Source organism: Acidiphilium sp. AL (assembly GCF_025499445.1).
In the GTDB taxonomy this organism is placed as follows: Bacteria; Pseudomonadota; Alphaproteobacteria; order Acetobacterales; family Acetobacteraceae; genus Acidiphilium; species Acidiphilium iwatense.
Map to the genome: position 1 here is coordinate 12,017 of NZ_JAIMBZ010000025.1, position 20,143 is coordinate 32,159.

The 20,143-nt window shown below is 61.5% G+C and carries 15 protein-coding genes and 1 pseudogene; 9 read left to right on the forward strand and 7 right to left on the reverse strand.

Annotated features, from left to right (window positions below; genetic code table 11):
• Window position 1 precedes the first annotated feature (1 nt).
• The 5 genes from zwf to AiwAL_RS13635 are packed head-to-tail and all read left to right on the forward strand — an operon-like array spanning window position 2 to window position 6,248.
• A complete protein-coding gene (gene zwf / locus AiwAL_RS13615; protein WP_262312851.1) occupies window positions 2-1,612 on the forward strand; it encodes a glucose-6-phosphate dehydrogenase in 1,611 nt (536 codons plus the stop codon).
• The gene (locus tag AiwAL_RS13620) at window positions 1,609-2,430 is read left to right on the forward strand and encodes a Cof-type HAD-IIB family hydrolase (protein WP_235703058.1); all 822 of its coding nucleotides are present in this window, start codon (window positions 1,609-1,611) and stop codon (window positions 2,428-2,430) included. The genes zwf and AiwAL_RS13620 overlap by 4 nt, the downstream gene beginning before the upstream one ends.
• Complete coding sequence (gene pgl, locus AiwAL_RS13625) at window positions 2,427-3,167, forward strand: 6-phosphogluconolactonase (RefSeq protein WP_262312852.1); 741 nt, start codon at window positions 2,427-2,429, stop codon at window positions 3,165-3,167. Before AiwAL_RS13620 ends, pgl begins: the two co-directional genes overlap by 4 nt.
• Window positions 3,125-4,453 (forward strand): ribose 5-phosphate isomerase A, encoded by a 1,329-nt coding sequence (rpiA, locus tag AiwAL_RS13630; RefSeq protein WP_262312853.1) that lies wholly within the window; start codon window positions 3,125-3,127, stop codon window positions 4,451-4,453. The genes pgl and rpiA overlap by 43 nt, the downstream gene beginning before the upstream one ends.
• A 22-nt stretch (window positions 4,454-4,475) precedes the next feature.
• Window positions 4,476-6,248: a glycoside hydrolase family 15 protein gene (locus AiwAL_RS13635; RefSeq protein ID WP_262312854.1), complete on the forward strand. Its 1,773-nt coding sequence runs from the start codon at window positions 4,476-4,478 to the stop codon at window positions 6,246-6,248.
• A 7-nt stretch (window positions 6,249-6,255) separates the two neighbouring features.
• On the opposite strand, the gene AiwAL_RS13640 is transcribed toward AiwAL_RS13635, so the two are convergent.
• Genes AiwAL_RS13640 through AiwAL_RS13655 form a run of 4 tightly spaced genes read right to left on the reverse strand, consistent with a single transcriptional unit; the run spans window position 6,256 to window position 10,531 of the window.
• The gene (locus AiwAL_RS13640; protein ID WP_235703062.1) at window positions 6,256-7,005 is read right to left on the reverse strand and encodes a GDSL-type esterase/lipase family protein; all 750 of its coding nucleotides are present in this window, start codon (window positions 7,003-7,005) and stop codon (window positions 6,256-6,258) included.
• Window positions 7,002-8,177, reverse strand: coding sequence for an MFS transporter (locus AiwAL_RS13645; RefSeq protein WP_235703063.1), 1,176 nt, complete (start codon window positions 8,175-8,177; stop codon window positions 7,002-7,004). Before AiwAL_RS13645 ends, AiwAL_RS13640 begins: the two co-directional genes overlap by 4 nt.
• Window positions 8,177-9,025 (reverse strand): undecaprenyl-diphosphate phosphatase, encoded by an 849-nt coding sequence (locus tag AiwAL_RS13650; RefSeq protein WP_235703064.1) that lies wholly within the window; start codon window positions 9,023-9,025, stop codon window positions 8,177-8,179. The genes AiwAL_RS13645 and AiwAL_RS13650 overlap by 1 nt, the downstream gene beginning before the upstream one ends.
• A 60-nt stretch (window positions 9,026-9,085) precedes the next feature.
• Window positions 9,086-10,531: a DUF2142 domain-containing protein gene (locus tag AiwAL_RS13655; RefSeq protein WP_235703065.1), complete on the reverse strand. Its 1,446-nt coding sequence runs from the start codon at window positions 10,529-10,531 to the stop codon at window positions 9,086-9,088.
• Between the two features lie 171 nt (window positions 10,532-10,702).
• On the opposite strand from AiwAL_RS13655, the gene AiwAL_RS13660 reads away from it, so the two are divergent.
• Window positions 10,703-13,381, forward strand: coding sequence for a hypothetical protein (locus AiwAL_RS13660; protein ID WP_262312855.1), 2,679 nt, complete (start codon window positions 10,703-10,705; stop codon window positions 13,379-13,381).
• A gap of 285 nt (window positions 13,382-13,666) precedes the next feature.
• Complete coding sequence (locus AiwAL_RS13665) at window positions 13,667-14,299, forward strand: DUF2142 domain-containing protein (RefSeq protein WP_262312856.1); 633 nt, start codon at window positions 13,667-13,669, stop codon at window positions 14,297-14,299.
• On the opposite strand, the pseudogene AiwAL_RS13670 reads toward AiwAL_RS13665, so the two are convergent.
• Window positions 14,242-14,520 (reverse strand): annotated as a pseudogene (locus tag AiwAL_RS13670) (hypothetical protein); the annotation flags it as partial. The gene AiwAL_RS13665 and the pseudogene AiwAL_RS13670 overlap by 58 nt on opposite strands.
• On the reverse strand, window positions 14,517-15,563 hold the full coding sequence (locus AiwAL_RS13675; protein ID WP_262312857.1) for a glycosyltransferase family 2 protein: 1,047 nt from the start codon (window positions 15,561-15,563) through the stop codon (window positions 14,517-14,519). The pseudogene AiwAL_RS13670 and the gene AiwAL_RS13675, both read right to left, overlap by 4 nt.
• Before the next feature lie 104 nt (window positions 15,564-15,667).
• On the opposite strand from AiwAL_RS13675, the gene AiwAL_RS13680 reads away from it, so the two are divergent.
• Window positions 15,668-18,394, forward strand: a complete 2,727-nt coding sequence (locus AiwAL_RS13680; protein WP_262312858.1) for a hypothetical protein — start codon at window positions 15,668-15,670, stop codon at window positions 18,392-18,394.
• Window positions 18,391-19,332: a glycosyltransferase family 2 protein gene (locus tag AiwAL_RS13685; RefSeq protein WP_235703069.1), complete on the forward strand. Its 942-nt coding sequence runs from the start codon at window positions 18,391-18,393 to the stop codon at window positions 19,330-19,332. Before AiwAL_RS13680 ends, AiwAL_RS13685 begins: the two co-directional genes overlap by 4 nt.
• 50 nt (window positions 19,333-19,382) lie before the next feature.
• Here the strand turns inward: AiwAL_RS13685 and AiwAL_RS13690 are convergent, their stop codons facing one another.
• A complete protein-coding gene (locus AiwAL_RS13690; protein ID WP_235703070.1) occupies window positions 19,383-20,132 on the reverse strand; it encodes a 1-acyl-sn-glycerol-3-phosphate acyltransferase in 750 nt (249 codons plus the stop codon).
• Between the last annotated feature and the right edge of the window lie 11 nt (window positions 20,133-20,143).

A 20,143-nucleotide genomic window follows, 5' to 3' on the forward strand; every position in this document is an offset into this window, starting at 1 on the left:
CATGACGGCGATGGCCAATCATCCGCTGCGCGACGACGCGACCACGCAACAGCCCAGTTCGGCGAAACCGCCCGGTCCGTGCAGCGTCGTCATTTTCGGCGCCGGGGGCGATCTCACCAAGCGCCTGCTGGTTCCGGCCCTCTACAACCTCGCGCATACCGGGCTGATTCCCGAGAAATTCGTCTTGATCGGCGCGGATATCGCCAAACGCAGCGCCGATGACTGGAAAAACTCGCTGCACAAGACGCTGGAAAGCTTCATTGGCGACCCCAACGCCGAAGACCAGATCAAGAAAATCGACGAGAATACCTGGAACAAATTTGCCGGTCACCTTTCCTACGTCCAGGGTGATTTCACCGATGCCGCGTTCTATCAGGCGCTGAAACAGGAATTGGAATCGCTCGAATCCCAGCACGGCACCGGCGGCAACCGGCTGTTCTACCTCGCCGTGGCGGACCGGTTCTTCGGCACCATCGTCGAGCATTTGGGTGAAGCCGGGCTGGTTCACGAGAAAGACGATGCTGCCATCGATGCGCCATGGTGCCGTGTGGTCATCGAAAAACCTTTTGGCCACAGCTACGCCTCGGCCCAGGCGCTGAATACGCAGATCCTCGGCATCCTGAAGGAGCGCCAGATCTATCGCATTGACCATTTCCTCGGCAAGGAAACGGTGCAGAACATCATGGCACTGCGCTTTGGCAACGGGATGTTCGAGCCGATCTGGAACCGCGACCGGATCGATCATGTGCAGATCACCGTCGCAGAGACCGTGGGCGTCGAAGGGCGCGGTAAATTCTACGAACAGACCGGTGCATTACGCGACATGGTGCCGAACCACGTGTTCCAGTTGCTCGCCATGGTGACGATCGAACCGCCCATCGGGTTCAAGCCGGAAGCGATCCGCGACAAAAAATACGAGTTGTTCGCCGCGATCGAGACATTGACCGAAACCGATGCGGTGCGCGGCCAGTATGGCCCCGGCACGGTCGCCGGCAAACAGGTCATCGGCTATCGCGACGAGCCGGATGTCGCAAAAGACTCTGCCATCGAAACCTATGTGGCGATGCGACTGAAAATCAACAACTGGCGCTGGGCCGGCGTGCCGTTCTACATCCGCACCGGCAAGCACATGCCCCAGCGGATGAGCGAAATTGCCATCCGCTTCAAGAAGGCGCCTCTGGCGGCGTTCCAGGGCACCTCGCTCGACACCATGCCGCCGAACTGGCTGGTGCTGCGCATCCAGCCGGATGAGGGCATTTCGCTGCAGTTCGAGGTCAAGCGCCCCGGCCAGGCGATGCACCTCGCTCCGGTGAAAATGGATTTCCGCTATCGCGACTGGTTTGCGCCGGAACCCAATGTCGGCTATGAAACCCTGCTGTATGACTGCATGATCGGCGATCAGACTTTGTTCCAGCGCGCCGACATGGTGGAGGAAACCTGGCGCGTCGTGCAACAGGTCCTCGATCGCTGGGCTGCGACGAAGCCGAGCGATTTTCCGAATTATGCTTCGGGCAGTCCGGGCCCGGATGCGGCGGATCGCCTGCTGTCGGACGACGATGCCGGGCGCCGCTGGCGCGATGTCGCCCTGCCCAAGACGGGGGGGCGCTCATGAGCCGCAAAATCGAGCTGGTTCTCGCCGATGTCGACGGCACCCTGGTCACCAACGAAAAGGAACTCACCGAGGGGGCGAAACGCGCGGTTGCCGATCTGCACAAAGCCGGCATCAAATTCGCGATCACCAGCGGAAGGCCGCCGCGCGGCATGGCGATGGTCAGCAAGCCACTCGGCATCGACACGCCGATCGCCGGTTTCAATGGCGGCGTGCTGATCGCGCCCGATCTCAAAACGGTGATCGACAGTCATGATCTTCCGAGCGAGGTCATCAAGCGCGCGATCGATTTGCTCGGCGAGCACGATCTCGATGCGTGGGTCTATACCAAAAGGCGCTGGCTGGTGCGCGATAAGTTGGCACCGCATGTCGATCGCGAGGCGCGCACGGTGCAGTTCGATCCCGAAATCATCGAGGATTTTTCCGCCGACGATTTGAAAACCGTGGTCAAGATCGTCGGCGTCACCGATGACCATGAAAAAATGCAGCAGGCTCTGAAGGCCGCTCAGGACGAATTCGGCGACAATGTCGCTGCCTCCTGTTCGCAGCCTTATTATCTCGACATCACCAACGCAAAAGCCAACAAGGGTGCGGTGGTCGATTCGCTGTCCCGTATTCTCAAGATCGAGCCGGACCACATCGCCACGATCGGCGACATGCCGAACGATGTCAGAATGTTCAAGCGCAGCGGCGTGTCGATCGCAATGGGCAATGCCGATGACACGGTCAAGGCACACGCGAAATTCGCCACTGACAGCAATGAGCATGATGGATTCGCGAAGGCGATACGGCGCTTCGTGCTCGACGGAGACGGCGCATGAAACCGGTGCTGGGCGAGATTCTGGTCGTTCCCGATGCCGAGGCTTTCGCGGAAGCCGGCGCAAAACTGTTCGCCGATGCGGCGATGGTGGCGCCAGACCGCTTCGTCGCCGGCCTTGCCGGCGGCTCGACGCCGAAATCACTCTACGAACGGCTCGCCGTCGCACCCTATCGGCAGCAGATCAGATGGTCGGCGATCGACTTCGTGCTCGGCGACGAGCGTTTCGTCTCCCCGGACGATGACGACAGCAACCTTCACATGGTCCGCAATTCGCTGTTCGACCGGCTCGATCATGAAAAGCCGCGAATCCATCCGGTGCCGTTCGAGGGTTTGACGGTGAACGAGGCCGCCATAGCTTATGAAAAAACCCTGAAATCCCTCTACGGTTCGGAAAGCTTGGAACCGGATCGGAAATTTTTCGATATTTGCTTTCTCGGCATGGGTGATGACGGCCATACCGCATCCTTGCTGCCAGGCCAGCCAAAACTGCTCGACGAGAAAAAACGCTGGGTCCTGCCGGTCACCGAAGGGCGCCCGGAATCGCGCGTCACCCTGACATATCCGGTGCTCGAAAGTGCTGAACTGGTCGTGTTCGTCGTCTCGGGCGGGGGAAAACGCGCGATGCTGGATCGTATCCTGAGCGGCGAAGAGCGCGAGGTTCCGGCGGCAAGGCTGCGTCCCCAGGGACGCCTGCTATGGCTGGCCGATCGTGCCGCCGCCGGGCGCTGGGCGGATTGATCGAAGCAATCCGCATGACCACACAGGACGATCAAAAACGCGCGGCCGCGCGCGAGGCGGCGAAACTGGTCGAACCCGGAATGCGGCTCGGACTCGGCACCGGCTCGACCATCGCGCATTTTCTCGATGCCTTGGCGGAGCGGGTAAAAACCGAAAACATCGATCTCGCCTGCGTGGCGACATCAGTGACAACCGAGCGCCGCGCCGCCGAACTCGGCATCAAGGTGACAGCACTCGATGGCGTGCTTGACCTTGCGGTCGATGGCGCCGACGAGGTCGAATTCGGCAGCCTGCACCTCATCAAGGGATTGGGCGGCGCGCTGTTGCGCGAAAAGCAGATCGCCGAATCCTCCCACCGCTTCGTCGTCATCGCCGATCAGGGTAAGCTGGTCTCGCGCCTGGGTGAGCGCTCGAAACTGCCTGTCGAAATCGTGAATTTCGCGGTCGCGCGAACCCTCGCACGCATCGGCGAACTGGGCTTGCTTGCCGAACCGCGCAAACAGGCGAATGGCAAGGCCTTCATCTCCGACAACGGCAATGTCATCGCCGACTGTGTGCTTCCAGGACGGATCGATGCGGTGGCGCTCGATCGGGCTTTGAAATCGATTGCCGGCGTGGTCGAAACCGGGCTGTTCACCGCCGGCTGCGATTGCGCGATCATCGGCTATGACGATGGCAGCACACGCTGTTTCGAGGGTGACGTTTTCGCGAAGCTCGGTGTCTCCACCATGATCGCGACTTTGCGCGCACTGCGTCTGCAGCACCTTGCGCACAAACCGCTGCTCGCCGTGATGGGGGTTTCCGCCTCGGGCAAAAGCACGATCGGAGCGATGCTTGCCGGCGTGCTCGGCGTGCCGTTCCGCGATGGCGACGATCTGCATCCCGCATCGAACCGACGGAAGATGCACGAAGGCAAGCCGCTCGACGATAACGACCGGATGCCCTGGCTGCACCGCATCGCGCTGGAACTGCGCGGCTGGCGGGATGCCGGATCGGGTGGCGTCATTGTCAGTTCTCTTCTGACACGATGCTATCGCGATTTTGTGCGTGGCGGATCAGACGATGTGACCCTGATTCATCTCGACGGCGATCGCGATCTGCTGGCCGATCGCATCGCAAATCGTCACGGGCATTTCATGCCGGCGAAACTGCTCGACAGCCAGTTTGCCACACTGGAACTGCCCGGCGAGGGCGAGAACGCGATCGTGGTGAAGGTGGACGCGTCGCCCATCGAGATCGTCAGGGATATCGTGGAGCGGCTCGCCGCGCGTGATGCCCGCTCCTGACTTAATTGAAGGATAATGACGGATGGCTCTTCGGATCGAGGATTACGCGCTGATCGGCGACCGGCAGACCACGGCTCTGGTCGGTAAGGATGGTTCGATCGATTGGCTGTGCCTGCCGAGATTCGATTCCGACGCCTGTTTCGCGGCGCTGCTGGGAACCCGCGACAATGGCCGCTGGCTGATCGCCCCGGCCGACCCGATCAAAGAAACCAGCCGCCGTTACCGCGACGATACGCTGGTGCTGGAGACCGACATGCATACCGATACAGGTGCCGTGCGCCTGACCGATTGCATGGTGCCGCATCCGCACGATACCACGCGCATGGTGCGTCTGGTCACCGGGCTTTCCGGCAGCGTCGAGATGCGGCTGGAACTCGTTTTCCGCTTCGGCTTCGGCCGGGTGGTGCCCTGGGTGCGCCGTATGCCAGGCCATGAGGGGATCGTGGCGATCGCCGGGCCGGACATGGCGGTCGTGTGGTCCGACGTGCCGCTCGAAGGGCAGAACCAGCACACCGAAGCACGGTTCACCGTCGAAGCCGACCAAACCGTCGCCTTCGCGCTGGAATGGCTGCCCTCGCACCGTCATGTGCCGAAATCGTTCGATCCAGCGCACAGCGTCGAACTCGCGACCCAAAAATGGCAAAAATGGACTCAGAGAGCGCCGGTCAAGGGGCGCTGGGCGGAAATCGTGAAGCGCTCGCTGATCACGCTGAAAGCGCTGACCCATTGGGAGACCGGCGGCATCGTCGCGGCGGCGACGTGCTCGCTGCCCGAGGAAATCGGCGGCGAACGCAACTGGGACTATCGCTATTGCTGGCTGCGCGACGCGAGCTTCACCCTCCAGGCCCTGATGAATGCGGGGTACCGCGACGAGGCAAGCGCCTGGCGCCACTGGCTCGACCGCGCGGTCGCCGGCAGCGCCGCCGACATCCAGATCATGTACGGCATCGCCGGCGAAAGACGGCTTGCCGAATGGCGGGTCGATTGGCTCTGTGGTTATGAAAATTCACGGCCCGTCAGGGTCGGCAATGCCGCCGCCGAGCAGCGTCAGCTCGATGTCTACGGCGAAATGATGAACACGCTGTATCAGGCGCATCGCGGCGGCCTGAAGCACGATCAGAACAGTTGGGAACTGCGCTGCAATCTCCTTGATGATCTCGAAAAATTCTGGGCCGCGCCGGACGAAGGCATCTGGGAGGTGCGCGGCGGGCGCCAGCAATTTGTACATTCCAAGGTGATGGCCTGGGTGGCGTTCGATCGGGCGATCTGTTCGGTCGAGGAATTCGGCTATGACGGACCGGCGGAGCACTGGCGTAAAATCCGTCAGGACATTCACGATCAGGTCTGCGCCCAGGGATTCGACGTTTCGAGAAACACGTTCACCCAGGTCTATGGCTCCAGGACGCTCGATGCCAGCCTGTTGCTTCTGGCCGTGGTGGGATTTCTGCCGCCCGACGATCCACGCATCATCGGCACCGTCGCAGCCATCGAACGCGATCTGTTGCAGGACGGATTTGTCCGCCGCTACGACACCGATACCGGCAAGGATGGTCTTTCCGGTACCGAAGGCGTGTTCCTCGCGTGCAGTTTCTGGCTGGTTGATAATTACGCGCTCATGGGCCGCAAGCACGACGCCGAAACCCTGTTCGAAAAACTGATCGCGCTGCGCAACGACGTCGGGCTGTTTGCCGAAGAATACGACACCGCGCGGCAGCGCCAGATCGGCAATTTCCCACAGGCCTTCACCCATGTCGCCCTGGTCAATTCGGCGATGCGCCTCAGCGCGATGGATTGACCACCTATTATTGCATCAGCCGTTCGACGGTCGGCTGCAGCGCATGCGCGATCCGCCGCATCCCCGCCGCGTCCGGGTGCAGTGCCGGCTGCGGCGGATGCAATTTCGGATCGACATAAAGTAAGGCGTCGGGTTTGCCGTCATGCTCCAGCACGGCGCCGACATCGCGGAACGTCACCACCGGACTGTGTGCATAAATACCCGCAAGCTCGGCGTTGATTTTCACCGTCTCCGCCGAAATCCACGCCGAGCGGATCGATGGCAGAATGCCGAGCAGCAGAATTTTCGCTCCCGGCACGCGGCGATGCAGATTATTCACCACCGCCTCGATCCCCGGCACGGTCAGATGCGCGCCCCAATGCGTCGCACCCAGATTGTTCGCCCCGATCAGAACGATCACCAGCTTGGGGTGCAGCCCATTGAATTCGCCATGATCGAGCCGCCAGATCACGCTCGCCGTGGTGTCGCCGATCAGCCCGAAATCGAGCGGATTGTACCGTCCGTAATAGCGGTTCCACACCGGCAGAACATCCTCGAACCGCGCCGGTCCGGTGCGCTGCCAGTACTGGGTGATCGAATCTCCCAGCCATACTAACTTTGCGTCAGGATCGGCGTGCGCCTCGCGCAGCGTCGTTTCGAATCGCGCGCGCCACCACGGCAAATCGGTCCGCCCGATCGGTACCGCGGCAAGATTGATCCCGGCACGGGCCGCGATCGGCAGTGCGAGCGAAAGGCCAAGCAAAAATCGACGGATCATGGCGGCCTCGACGGATCATGCGCACCGAACACGCGCGGATAGAGAAACAGATACGCTCCCTGAAACAACCCCGCGAGCAAAAACGGTGCGGCAAGCGCGCCCGACTCGAACAACACCCCGGCGAGCGCGGGGGCGATGCCGCGTGGCACCATCACCGAAATACTGTTCACGCTCGCGGCGAGGCCGCGCCGCTCGTCGCCGACCAGCCCGAGCGCCACGGCCTGCCGCGCTCCTGCGGTGCCGCGATTGAACGCCGAGCGCAGCGCATAGATCGCGGTCGCGGTCGCGAAACTCGGCGCGAAGGGCAAGGCGAACAGGCTTGCCAGCCCGATGCCGCGCATCAGCACCACCGCCCGCACCACGCCCAGCCGGCGGGTCAGCGCCCCGGTGGTTACCGAGGCAATCCCACCGGCGGCGAAGGCCACGGCCAGCGCCGGGCCGATCGTGCCAGCCGTCGCATGGAACTTGGCCGCGAACCACCAGGACATGAACGGCCCACTCAATCCGATTCCCGTGCCGTTGAGGATGTTCAGCCCGGCCAGCCGCCACAGCAGGCCATTCTCGCCGCGCGTCGCCGCGGCTTGGCCCGACCGTGCGGGCACGGCACCGCGCGGCGGGTCCGGGGTGACGATGAGCAGAGCCGCCGCGATCAGCGCCGCCACCAGCGGCAGCAGGAACAGCTCCTGCCGCGCGCCGACCACACCCGCCAGCACCGCCCCGGTCGCCATGCCGAAAAATCCGATCGCGATGTTGAACGACAGCACCGCTCCGAAATCGCGCCTCTCGATGAACCCCGAGAGCCACGATTGTTCGGCGGGACCGAACGGTCCCGCCGCGCCATTGGCGCCGCGCCCGAATCCACCGATCACGGCGGCGAAAGCCAGCGGCCAGGTCGCGTGGCTCGCCAGCGCGATCACCGCGGCAAGCGCCGAAATCGCTTCGTAGACCAGAACGAACCGCTTGCGCCCGAGCCGGTCGCTCGCCGGGCCGATCGCCGCCGTCAGCATCACGGTGAACAGCACGGCAACGGCAAACACCACGCCGAGAAACGCCGCACTCCAGCCGAGCCTGGTCGCATAAAGCGCGAAATCGACCACCAGCGCACCCTGGGCGATGCTGCGGGAAAACCGCGCCGCCATCAGGCGTTTCGCCTCGGGGCGGATCGGCGGCATCAGGCTCCGATCGACAGCAGAACGAGGCTCAACACCCCGAACGCCGCGCAATATCCGGCGAACGGTCCCAGCGCCCAGCGGTCATGGCCGCGGAAATAGCGCATCAGGAACGCGGTCGAGAGAAACGCGACCACGCCGGCTACCACCGCCGCCAGCACCGACAGCCCGAGCATCCCGCTCATCGCCGCGTGATGATGAATCAGCTTCGGCACCTCGATCACCGTCGCCCCCGCGATCACCGGGGTCGCCATCAGAAACGCGAAGCGCGCCGCCGCCTCGTGGTCGATCCCGCGCGTCAGCCCGCCGACGATCGCCGCTCCCGAACGCGACAGTCCGGGCAGAAACGCGAGGCACTGGAACAGCCCGATGATGAACGCATCGCCCAGCGTGAGCTGCCCGATCCCGAAATCCCGCCCCACCTTGCGCCGGCGCAGCCTTTCGCCGCCCAGCAGCAGGATCGCATTGGCGATCAGGAATCCCGCCGCGATCATCGGCGTCGCGAACAGATGCTGGATCGGCTTTTTCAACGCGAATCCGATCACCACGGCGGGAATCGTCGCGATCACCAGCCGCAGCAGCAGCCCGCGCTGCGCATCCACCGCGCGCGCCTCACCCCGGCCGAGCAGCCCCATCAGCATCGCCCACCAGTCGCGCCAGAAATACAGCAGCAGCGCCGTCGCGGTGCCGACATGCAGCATCACCACGAAAGGCAGGAAGGACGGCGCGTGCTGGTCCACGTGCCAGTGCAGCAGCGCGGGCACGATCACCGCATGGCCCAGGCTGGAGACGGGGAATAATTCGGTGGCGCCCTGCATCAGGGCGAACAGTACGGCGATCGACGGGGTCATGACGGCTCCGGGAAATTGTGCGCCTTCAGTGGCAAAGCCTCGGGCGGAACGCAAACCACACTATCCAAGGCAGAACCGGCGCAGCATCAATCCCGGCAGATACGCCATGTCGATTGCCGCGATCACGATCGCCGGCAGGGCGGTCAGCGCTTCGGCGAACCCCGTGGCGCCCGGCCCGAACCGTCCGGCGATCCGCTCGCCGAGTCGCGGAATCGCAAGCATCAGAAACGGGATGAACAGCAGGTAATACCGCCCTTGCGGGCCGGAAATCGCCGCCGCCCCCACGTCGTCCCAGCTCAGATAGATCGCCAGTTCCACCGCGATCACGCTGGCGGCGACGAGAATCAGAATCGCGCCGGCATCGCGCGCGAACCACCGCACGCCGCCATCGTCTCGCCCGGCAGCCACCCCGAGCGCGGCGGCCAGGACCGCGAAGAGCCACGCGCCATAGGCCCAGTTGGACAGGCCGATCGAAAGCCAGCCGAGGCTGCCGATCGCCGATGTCGTCATGATCCACCCGTTCGCGACGAGAAACCCGACCGGCATGGTGACGATCCGCGCCGGCTCCGCCAGCAGCACGCGCAGATTGGCCAGCGGGTCGGTGGTATGGAATATCGTCGCCGGATTGCCCGGCCAGAGCGGTCCGGGATGATACGAGCCGCGCAGATACGGCATCAGCGACACGTGCGCCATCACCGCAACCCACAGCAGCGGCGGAAGCGCCCATACCGCCGTGGTCAACCCCCGCCGCACCAGGCGCGGCGCGGCCAGCGGCACAAGGGCCGCGAACAGCAGCAGCCCATAGGGCGGCTTCGAACAGATCACCAGGGTGAACGCCGGCAGGGCCAGCCAGCGTATCCGCCGGTATCGCGCGGGGTCGAGCGTCAGCAGCGCGCCCGTCAGCGCGCTGGTCGCGATCAGCAGCCCGTCCTGGTTGAACGAAGCGCCGAGGCTCAGCGCCATCGGCAGCGACAGCGTGGCGAAGATCAGCCCCCGGCCGAATCGCGCGATCGCGATCGCCGCCACGGCGACCGCCAGATAGGCGAGCAGCATGAAAATGCGTCCGGTGAACAAGGCGGCGAGCGGGCGCTGCCCCGCCGCCCGCCCGGCCGCGATGCCGAGCGTCCCCGGCAGATACAGCGCCGGAAAATACTGGACCGTGTTGAAATCGATATCGATGTTGCGGGCTTTCGCCCAGCGCAGCGCGGCGGTGCTCGCCACCGATGTCTGATCGCCGCAGGTCTCGTTCATTTCGCCGAACGAGGCGCCGATCAGCCCGGCATCGACCATCGTGGCCGGCACGATGACGGTGTTCCGGCCCGGCGGGCGGAACGGCACCCGATGGCCGAGCAGTTCGCCATGCAGCAGGGCGCCGGCCCGCGCGATATGTGCCGGTTCGTCGGCGACCTGCCCGATCGGCGTGACCAGCGCCAGCCTCAGCCCGGTGGGCAGCGCGGTGACGACGAACAGGATCGCGATCCAGTGCGACCGGAGGAACCGCCTCATCGGCCCCCGCCGCTGGCCTGACGATGACATGACTTCGGCATGGACCATTCCTTGCTTCATGGTTAAGTGTGGCGCGAACGCAACGCTTCGGCGCCTTGCGTCGCACGCGCACCATACCGGAGCCGCCGCGACGGCGCGACATCGAGGCACGGGGAGACCGATTTGCGGGATATGTCTGAAACAGGGTTGGTTTTGAGCGCCGCGCCTCCGGCGGAATGGCTCGATCGCTATCCATGGCTGCCGTTCCTGGTCATCGTTCTCGCCGCGCTACTGGGGCAGGTTCCGTCATGGATTTTCGAGCTGAGCACCAACCCGATCTGGCTCCAGTCCGGCGTGGTGCTCGGCGTCGGGCCCGGCCTGTTGGCGGGCGCTCCCTTCGGCGATCCCAATGTCGGCTGGACCAATCAGGCGCTCGGCCATCTCGCGGCACAGGACTGGTTGCACGGCAGAGTGCCCTGGTGGAACCCCTATTCGGGAATCGGTCTGCCGCTGGCGGGCGAAATGCAGCCGGCGGCCTTGTTCCTGCCCTTCGTGCTGCTGCTCGCGTTCCGGGGCGGCATCGTCTGGCTGGAACTGGCGCTCCAAATCTTCGCCGGCATCGCGACCTTCTGCCTGCTCCGGCGCCTGAAACTCGGCCGGCTCGCCGCGCTGATTGGCGCGCTTCTCTATGAATTCAACGGCACATTCGCCTGGGTGCCGGGCGAAACCATCCTCAACGTCCTGCCGTTCCTGCCGGTGCTGCTGCTCGGCATCGAATATGCGCGGGATTCGGCTTCTCGCCGCCATGCCGTGGTGCTGGTCGCGCTCGGCATCGGTGGCTCGATTCTCGCCGGTTTTCCCGAGGCCGCCTATATCGACGGGCTGATGGCGCTGCTCTGGGCGATCGTCCGGCTGTTCGAGTCGCCGGATCGCCCGGCATTCGCCTGGAGGGTGGCATTCGGCGGCATTCTGGGATTGTTGATCGCCGCCCCCGCCATCGTCGCCTTCGCCGATTTCAGCGCGGCGAGCGATGTGTTCCAGACCCACGCCATCGGCAATCTTTCGGTCGATCTGCGCGGGTTCGCGTCCATCATCCTGCCCTATATCTACGGGCCGCTGGGCGGCGATCTGGGCGGCGCGCGGCTCCTGCCGGTCTCGTCCAGCATCGGCGGCTATATCGGCGCGCTCACCCTGGCCTTCGCTTTCGCCGGGCTCGCCTCGCGGCGCGATCGCCCGATCGCGATCATGCTCGCCGTCTGGATCGTGCTTGCCGCCGGTAAGATTTTCGGGTTTCCGCCGGTCATGGTGCTGATGAACGCGCTGCCGTTCATGATGGATACCATGTTTTTCCGCTATTCCGCGCCCGCCTGGGAACTGGCGGCGATCATCCTCGCGGCAAACGCCCTGGAAGACGCGCGCGAGGGACGGATGAGATTGGTTCTCCCGTTGGCCGCGACCCTGGCCGTCATCGCGCTGGCGATCGGGCTCGCCTGGCCCTGGGCGCAATCCTGGCACTGGAATGCGCATGACCGGGCGATCATGGTGACATGGCTGATCCGCGCCACCGCTTTGCCGATCGGCTCGATGATCGCCATCGCCCTGATCTGGGTTCTGGCGAAGGGTGAGAGGCGGCGTTGGCTGGCGGGGCTGATCCTGGTCGGCAATTCCATCATCCTGTTCGCCCTGCCGCAACTCTCCGGCGTCAGGCCGGGACGGATCGATTGGCCAGCGATCGATTTCCTGAAAACCCATCTCGGCCTGTCGCGCTTCTACGCGCTGGGCCCGATGCCGCCGAATTACAGCGCCTATTTCGAAATCCCGGACATCAACCACAACTATCTGCCGGTCGCGCGAAACTGGGCCGATTTCGTCCAGAGTCACCTGTTTCCCAAATTATCGACATCGAGCGGTGATATTTTCTGGGCGCCGTTTCCCGACAACGAGGTGCCGCAGGCAAGCCGCGACGTCGTGCGCTTCAAACGCAGCTATCGATATCTCGGCGTCCGCTATTTTCTGACCATGCCGGGCGATTCCTTGCCGCCTTCCTTCGCCATGCCGGCGGATTCCAGCAACGCCACTGCGCTGCCGCTCTGGGCCGGCCAGTCGCTGACGATCGCCGCGGTCGCGCCGCCCGTCCTCAGGCGAATTCCCGTGATCGGGCGTGTGGGCGTCAACCAGGGCACTTACGCCAATTCCGCCAACGGCACTCTGTCCGTGACGCTGTGCGTCGATGGACAATGTGGCGTGGGCAGCGGCAAACTGCATAATTCTCCCGATGACAGTGCTTTCGTGATCGGCCTGGACAAACCTATCCATGTTGCTCCCGGAGAGCGTTTCACCGTTACGGTAACGCATGAGAGCGGCAACCACCCGGTGGCGATCTGGCTTCCTCCGAAGCACGGTCAGAAGTCGGATTTGTCGTCGAACACCGGTCAGTCTCTCGCCGGCAGAACCATCCAGCTCGTGTTCGGGACGACCGGCCATAGCGGTTTCAAGCGCGTCTATTCCGACCCGCTCATGACCATCTGGCGGCTCAAGGGAGCAGAGCCGTTCTACACGACGCACGGCGCCGCCTGCACGTTGCAAAACGCTCGGCTCGACAGCGTGACCGCGATCTGCCGGACCCGCGCGCTCCTGATCCGGCGGGAATTGTTCATGCCGGGATGGCGCGCATCGATCGATGGCGTTCCGGCGCCGGTCCTGAAGCACCACGCCATCGTCCAGGCGGTCGCGCTCGAACCGGGCCGCAACCATGTCCGTTTCGATTTCGAGCCGCCCTACATGACATTTGGCTGGATCGCCTTCTGGATCGGCATTTTTGGCATCGCGTGGCAGGCAACCGGGGCGGCGGCTTTCATCCGCCGCCGGTAGCAGCGCCACCAAACAGCCCCACCCGTCATTGCGACGCCGAGCTTGCGAGGCGGAAGCAATCCATTTTTCGTGCATAACGCTACCACAAAATGGATCGTCGCGCCGGCTGTAACGGCTCGCAATGACCGGGCTGAAGGGTCACTTATACCAACCGCCGTAGCCTACGACTCACGCCTGACGCCGACTCGTCATTGCGAGAAGCGAAGCGCCGAAGCAATCCAGCCTGGGGCGCAAGCCATCCGGTCCATGGACCGGCGTCGGCTTCTTGGCTATGCGTCGCACCCGATGGATCTGTCCTTGCACCGCCGGGTCTCCGGTTCCGCCACCGCGTATCCTGGCCGTTTCCTGCGACTGCTTCTCGACACGCGCTGGCTGCCAATCCTTTTCCTGGCCTGCGCGCTGCCGACCGGCATCCGCCTCGCCTTGCTGACTCCTATGGGACAGGTCGCCGACGAGCCGGCGCATATCGCCCGCGCGGATGGATTGCTCTACGGCCAGATTCTCGGGTTTCGGGAGCACTTCCCCGACTCGATCCGGCACGGAACCTTTCCGGTCTCCGGGGTGAACGCCAATCTGGCGATCATCGCCGAATCGGCGGCCGAACTTCCGTCCGGTCCGGCCCGGCCACTGACCCAGAAACGCGTGCGGCAGGCGAATGCGATCAAATGGTCGAAGCAGACCGGATTCGATATCTGCCCGAACACCGTCCAGTATTTTCCGTTCTTCTACCTGCCCGGAACCATCGGCATCGGCGCCGCCCCGCCGTCGCCGCCGCATCACCCGGCGGAATTGCCGAGCTGGGTTATGATAATGCCGGCCATGATCAGGACGACTCCAACCCAGAATGACGGTCGTACGTGCTCACCGAAGACAAAAATCGACAGGAAAGGCACGAGCCCGACGCCAACTGCGACATAAGGGTAGGCACGGCTTAACGGCACCCTCGACAAAATCCATATCCAAAGTACAGTCGCGATAAAATAGAGCAGCCCGGCGGCATAGATGGCCGGCCGCCCGAGAATGCGTAAAATGCCATCGGTCAGGCTGATTCCGCGCAGCTCAAGCCCGACTTTTTTGAATAAAAGCTGGCCGAGCGCCAACAGGATCGTGAAGGCCAGCAATGCCAGCGTATTTATCATCGCTTGCCTGATCCGGCAGGCAATTTGGAAACGTCCGCATGCGCTTTCGTGCCGCTGCGTATCGTGGAATCAAGAAGCCGATGAATTGCGGTTTGCGGCACGGCCGCGATGTCGAAACCCAGGAAAGACAGAAAAATCTGCAACCCAAGAATCACTGGCAATGCCGAAAGCATCACCGTGCCCGATGTCGTCACCACGTCGTGATGTGCATTGTACCACCAGTGCGAAAACCCGAATATCGTGCCGAAGCCGAGTAGCAGCAGGCCGACGACGAGTTCGACCGAGGCGATGGAAAAATCGCGAACGAAATAGCTGTACACAATGCGTTTCACGAGATTCCTCAGATGCCCCTTCAGGAAGCCGAACAGCACCGCACGAATTCGCAGATTGCTCTGTTCTTCCGCATAGATCGCGGTCATCGGAATGTCGAGAACGCAGGCTCTCAGAATGCCGAGGCGAAACAGCATGTCGGATTCGAAGAAATACCGGGTCGAAATCGAATTGAGCGGCAATTGCCGAAGGACATTGGCATGGATCGCGGTATAGCCATTGGTCGGATCGAACAGGGTCCAATAGCCCGTTGACAATTTTGTCATGAACGAAAGAACGGCATTGCCGAACAGGCGAATGGTAGGCATCGTTCGAACATCGTCGAGATTGAAGAAGCGGTTGCCTTTGGTGTAGTCAGCGCGGCCCTCCAGAATCGGTCGGACGAATATGGGTAGGAGCGCTGGGTCCATTTGGCCGTCGCCATCGATCTTGACGATCACCGTCATTCCGTCGGCGAGGGCTTGGCGATACCCACTCAATGTTGCCGCACCGACGCCACCATTGACCGTTCGCATGATGACACGGACCCGCGAATCGCGGGATGCCTCGCGGACAAACGCCCCCGTCTGCTCCGGGCAGCAATCGTCGACGACATAAATCGCCGTCACCTCAGGACCGATCCGCTCGATCACATCAAGGATATGCGCCCGGACCCGGTAGCAGGGAATTACCGCGGCGATTTGCCCGGTCGGGGGAACCTCAGACAGCGACAAGACACTCCTAACCTCTCCTCAATTCATGAAGAGATGAATACCGCTTCAAGCCTCAAAAAAGCAAAAATTTGCAACGCCACGTCACTTTTGGCATCTATGTCATTATGACCGATTTGACAGAAACATCAACGGCTCGTGCCAGAAATGCTGCTGACGCACCTGAAATATCTGAGGCGCATGTCGGCTTTCTTGGTCGCTACCAATGGCTTCCTGTACTTGTTTTGCTGATTGCGCCTTTCGCTGGTCAAATACCGGCTCTAATTCTAGGCATCAGCAGCGATCCGATTTGGTCCACCTCTTCTGCAGTCATTGGCGTTCGGCACGGTTTGTTAGGGGGAATGCCGTTTGATGATCCGAATACTGGCTGGACCACGCAGGCTCTTGGCAATCTAGCCGCCTATGATTGGTTGCATGGAATTATTCCATGGTGGAACCCCTATTCCGGGATAGGACTGCCGCTTGCCGGAGAAATTCAACCGGCAGCATTTTTCCTTCCTTTTGTTTTATTGTTGTTTTTTCATCATGGAATATTTTGGCTTGAGCGGGCCATGCAAATCATTGCAGGTCTCTCTACCTATGCATTGCTCAGGCGCTTGAAATTCACCCGCTTGAGTGCCTTATCTGGCGCACTCCTCTATGCATTCTCTGGCACATTTGCCTGGACTCCCGGCGAGGTGTTGCTGAATGTCATGGCTTTCCTGCCGACATTGCTGCTCGGCATCGAAAACGCAAGAGACAGGCGTTGTCGACGACAATCTGTTCTACTGATTGCGGCAGGGATTGGTTTTTCAATTCTGGGCGGATTTCCAGAAGAGGCTTATATCGACGGATTGTTCGCCCTGCTCTGGGCAGGATTTCGCCTGTTCGAGGCGGACGATAGAATAGAATATGTTGGTAACATCCTGTGCGGCGGCGTGATCGGGCTTCTCATCGCCGCGCCACAGTTGGTCGCATTTTTCGATTTTTTAACCCAGAGCGATGTTGTTGGGTTACATCAATATGGACTGCTTTCACTGTCTATACGGGGTATGTCGGTAATTTTGTTGCCATATGTCTTCGGCCCGCTTACGGCATCGTACGGTAGACAATTGATTGTCGCGATTAACGGCGGTGTCGGCGGATTCCTCGGCGCAACCCTTTTGGGTTTTTCGTGCCTGGGCGTATTCCTGTGTCGCGACCGTAGGCTTCGTATCCTGTTATTGGTTTGGCTTATTCTTTGTGCAGGAAAAACATTCGGCATTCCACCGATTATGCCACTTATGAATATCATACCTTTCATGCAGGATGTTGAATTTTTCCGTTATGCGGCACCTTCCTGGGAGATTGCGGCAATCATTCTAGCCTGTTGTGTTCTGGAACAGGAGATATTCCCTCGTGTAATCCTTCTCAGGGCAACGTTTATCACCCTCTTCTTGTTGGCCATAGCGGTGTATCTCGTTTGGCCTTGGACGGCTTTCTGGCATTGGAATTCCGTTCATCGTGCCCAGATGGTCAAATGGCTTATTTTCGCCTTGTCGATTGGGCTCAGCGGCCTTGTTCTTGGGGTAATCAGCGTTGCTGCGTTGCGCGACGAAAAGCGTCGTTGGGCACTTTCGATTATATTGGTTATCAACACAATTTGTCTGTATATGTTGCCACAGCTATCTGGCTTGAAGCCAGGGCAGATCGACAAGACAGGGATACGCTACCTCCGAACAAATCTAGGCCTTTCTCGGTTTTATACACTCGGACCTATTGCTCCGAACTATAGTGCATATTTCAGAATCTCAAGCATCAACCATAACTATCTTCCGCTTCCGCTTAATTGGTCGAGTTACGTTATAAAGCATCTTTTGCCGTCTGTTGCTGAACTGAGCGGCACTATTTTTTGGGCGCCATTTCCGCCGTTGCAGATTCCAGTAGCGGCGAATGATATCGTGCTTTTTAAAAAGAGCTACTTATATCTTGGTGTCCGCTATATCGTAACCGATCCTAGCACGAACCTTATCCCGACAATCAGTTTTCCGAGCGAACCAGTAAACGGTATACCGTTGCGGCTCTATGCCGGCCAGTCCGTGACCGTTACCGAAGCCGCCCCTCGGAGTATTGTACGCTTTCCGGTGATCGATCGGATCGGTGTCGAACAGGGCAATTACGATAATACCGCGGATGGAATACTGGCAATTTCTCTTTGCACGCGAAACGGATGCAGCAAAACGGCTGCTAATCTTAACCGTTCCGGCGATAACAGCGCGTTTGAAATGACTCTGAACAAAGCGATACACTTGGTGCCTGGCGAGCAGTTCACCGTGACGGTAACGCATGTGAGCGGTAACAACCCGGAGGCGATCTGGCTTTGGCCGACACATGATCATGGTGTGGTCCTAAGTACAAATGCTGGTCAAGACGTTACCGGGAAAACCATCCAACTGGTTTTCGGAAATAGTAGTGATGCACGAGATTTCCAGCAAGTCTATGCCGACAGGCTGATGAATATCTGGCGTCTCAAAGGAGCGGATCCGTTCTACACGACGAGCGGCTCCGCCTGCACGCTGCAAAACGCCAGGCGCGACAGCGTGATCGCGACCTGCTCCGCGCATGCATCGCTGGTTCGCCGCGAATTGTTCATGCCGGGATGGCGCGCCACGATCAATGGAATGAGCGTGCCGGTATCGGTCCATCACGAGATCGTCCAGAGCGTCGAGCTTCGTCCTGGCCGCAACATCGTCCGGTTCCGCTTTGCGCCACCCTACATCGTCTATGCTTGGATCGGGTTTTTTCTGGGTGTTTTCGCCCTGATCTGGCAAGGCCTTGGTCCCACGATAATCGCAATCAGGCGCCCGCACCGATGACCATTTCGATCGTCGTTCCGTTCCATAACGAGGCCGCGAATATCGCGAAGCTGCACGAGCGGCTTTGCGCGGTGCTCGATGCCGGAGCGGAATCCTGGGAACTCGTCTGCGTCAACGACGGCAGCCGGGACGATACCCTGGCGCGTCTGGTCGCCCTCGCCGAGCGCGATTCCCGCGTCCGGGTGATCGATCTTTCGCGCAATTTCGGCAAGGAGGCCGCACTCACCGCCGGGCTCGACCACGCGCGCGGCGAGGCGGTGATCCCGCTCGACGCCGATCTGCAGGACCCGCCGGAAGTCATCCCCGAACTGATCGCCAAATGGCGGGAAGGCTTCGAAGTGGTCAACGCGGTGCGCGAATCCCGCGAGGGCGACGGCCCGATGAAGCGCCTCACCGCGCACGGCTTTTATCGGGTGATGAACCGGATGAGCCATGTCGATATTCCCCCCGATACCGGCGATTTCCGGCTGATCTCCCGCCCGGCGCTGGACGCGCTGAAACGCCTGCCGGAGCGGCGGCGCTTCATGAAAGGTCTGTTCGCCTGGGTGGGTTTTCGCACCGCGACGATCACCTATCGGCGTGCCCCCCGCCACGCCGGCGCCACCACCTGGAACTACTGGAAGCTCTGGAATCTCGCCCTTGAGGGCATCACCTCGTTCAGCAGCGTGCCGCTCCGGTTGGCATCCTATCTGGGCTTTGCTGTCTCAATTTTTGCTTTTATTTACGCAATCGTCACAATTTTCGACAAATTGGTCTACGGCAACCCGGTCAAGGGCTATCCGTCGCTCCTGGTCGCGGTGCTGTTCCTGGGCGGCGTGCAATTGCTGGCGCTCGGCGTGATCGGCGAATATCTCGGCCGGCTCTACGAGGAAAGCAAGCAGCGCCCGATCTATCTGGTCCGCGCGATCTGGGAAAAATCTGACATAACGAAAAGTTAGTCATAATAACTGTCCTTTGTTTCACGTGAAACAAAGGCACCAGACCGGACCTAATTTTTGCCCTGCCGGATCGCGGCGGCGCGACTGGCGATTGCGTGTTCCAGCGTAGCGCTCAGCATTTTTCGCCCGATCCTTGCATCGACCGGCGGATCGAGCACGATGGTCGCCCGCCAATTATGCCGGCCCAGCCGCGCATAATGCGAGGTGATATCCATGTCGCCATACCAGGCGATCAGCGGACGGTTGCGCCGGCAGATCGGCAGCCCGTCCAGTTGGTCGTAAACGATCGTCACCGGTTGGACGATCGGCGCGTCGTTTCGCTCCGCAAGGGCCAGAAAACTCGACCGGAACGGCAAAACCCGCGCGCCGTCCGACGTCGTGCCCTCGGGAAACAGGATCAGATTGTCGCCGGCGTCGAGCCGGGAAGCGAGATCTTTCTGCTCGCGCGCCGTGCCCGACCGCGCGCGGGAGACGAATACCGTTCGCCCCGCCTTGGCTACAAAATTGATGCCGGGCCAGTTGGCGATATCGCCCTTGGCGACGAAACAGCCGGGCAGAACCGCGCCGAGGGCGATCACATCGAGCCAGGAACTGTGATTCGAGACGAACAGAACCGGTCGCCCGTTGCCGGACGCAAGGGTACCCATCACGCGGAGTCGCACCCCGAGCAGCCGCGCCATGCCCGACCAGTAGATCATCGGCAGGCGTTGCTTCGCCGCTCCCTTCAGGCGGATCAGCACGAATTGCACCGGCAGGAGCAGAACCGTCCAGGCCAGCACCGCGGCCAGCCGTGCCAGCATGCGCGCGGTGC

What these genes read in the sequence shown, in the direction of transcription:
- AiwAL_RS13690 (WP_235703070.1), bottom strand. Translation starts at nt 20,132, where the DNA reads ATGCTGGCACGGCTGGCCGCGGTGCTGGCCTGGACGGTTCTGCTCCTG.
- AiwAL_RS13685 (WP_235703069.1), top strand. Translation starts at nt 18,391, where the DNA reads ATGACCATTTCGATCGTCGTTCCGTTCCATAACGAGGCCGCGAATATC.
- AiwAL_RS13635 (WP_262312854.1), top strand. Translation starts at nt 4,476, where the DNA reads ATGGCTCTTCGGATCGAGGATTACGCGCTGATCGGCGACCGGCAGACC.
- AiwAL_RS13645 (WP_235703063.1), bottom strand. Translation starts at nt 8,177, where the DNA reads ATGCCGCCGATCCGCCCCGAGGCGAAACGCCTGATGGCGGCGCGGTTT.
- AiwAL_RS13680 (WP_262312858.1), top strand. Translation starts at nt 15,668, where the DNA reads ATGACCGATTTGACAGAAACATCAACGGCTCGTGCCAGAAATGCTGCT.
- pgl (WP_262312852.1), top strand. Translation starts at nt 2,427, where the DNA reads ATGAAACCGGTGCTGGGCGAGATTCTGGTCGTTCCCGATGCCGAGGCT.
- AiwAL_RS13665 (WP_262312856.1), top strand. Translation starts at nt 13,667, where the DNA reads ATGGATCTGTCCTTGCACCGCCGGGTCTCCGGTTCCGCCACCGCGTAT.
- AiwAL_RS13660 (WP_262312855.1), top strand. Translation starts at nt 10,703, where the DNA reads ATGTCTGAAACAGGGTTGGTTTTGAGCGCCGCGCCTCCGGCGGAATGG.
- AiwAL_RS13655 (WP_235703065.1), bottom strand. Translation starts at nt 10,531, where the DNA reads ATGAGGCGGTTCCTCCGGTCGCACTGGATCGCGATCCTGTTCGTCGTC.
- rpiA (WP_262312853.1), top strand. Translation starts at nt 3,125, where the DNA reads ATGGCTGGCCGATCGTGCCGCCGCCGGGCGCTGGGCGGATTGATCGAA.
- zwf (WP_262312851.1), top strand. Translation starts at nt 2, where the DNA reads ATGACGGCGATGGCCAATCATCCGCTGCGCGACGACGCGACCACGCAA.
- AiwAL_RS13620 (WP_235703058.1), top strand. Translation starts at nt 1,609, where the DNA reads ATGAGCCGCAAAATCGAGCTGGTTCTCGCCGATGTCGACGGCACCCTG.
- AiwAL_RS13640 (WP_235703062.1), bottom strand. Translation starts at nt 7,005, where the DNA reads ATGATCCGTCGATTTTTGCTTGGCCTTTCGCTCGCACTGCCGATCGCG.
- AiwAL_RS13650 (WP_235703064.1), bottom strand. Translation starts at nt 9,025, where the DNA reads ATGACCCCGTCGATCGCCGTACTGTTCGCCCTGATGCAGGGCGCCACC.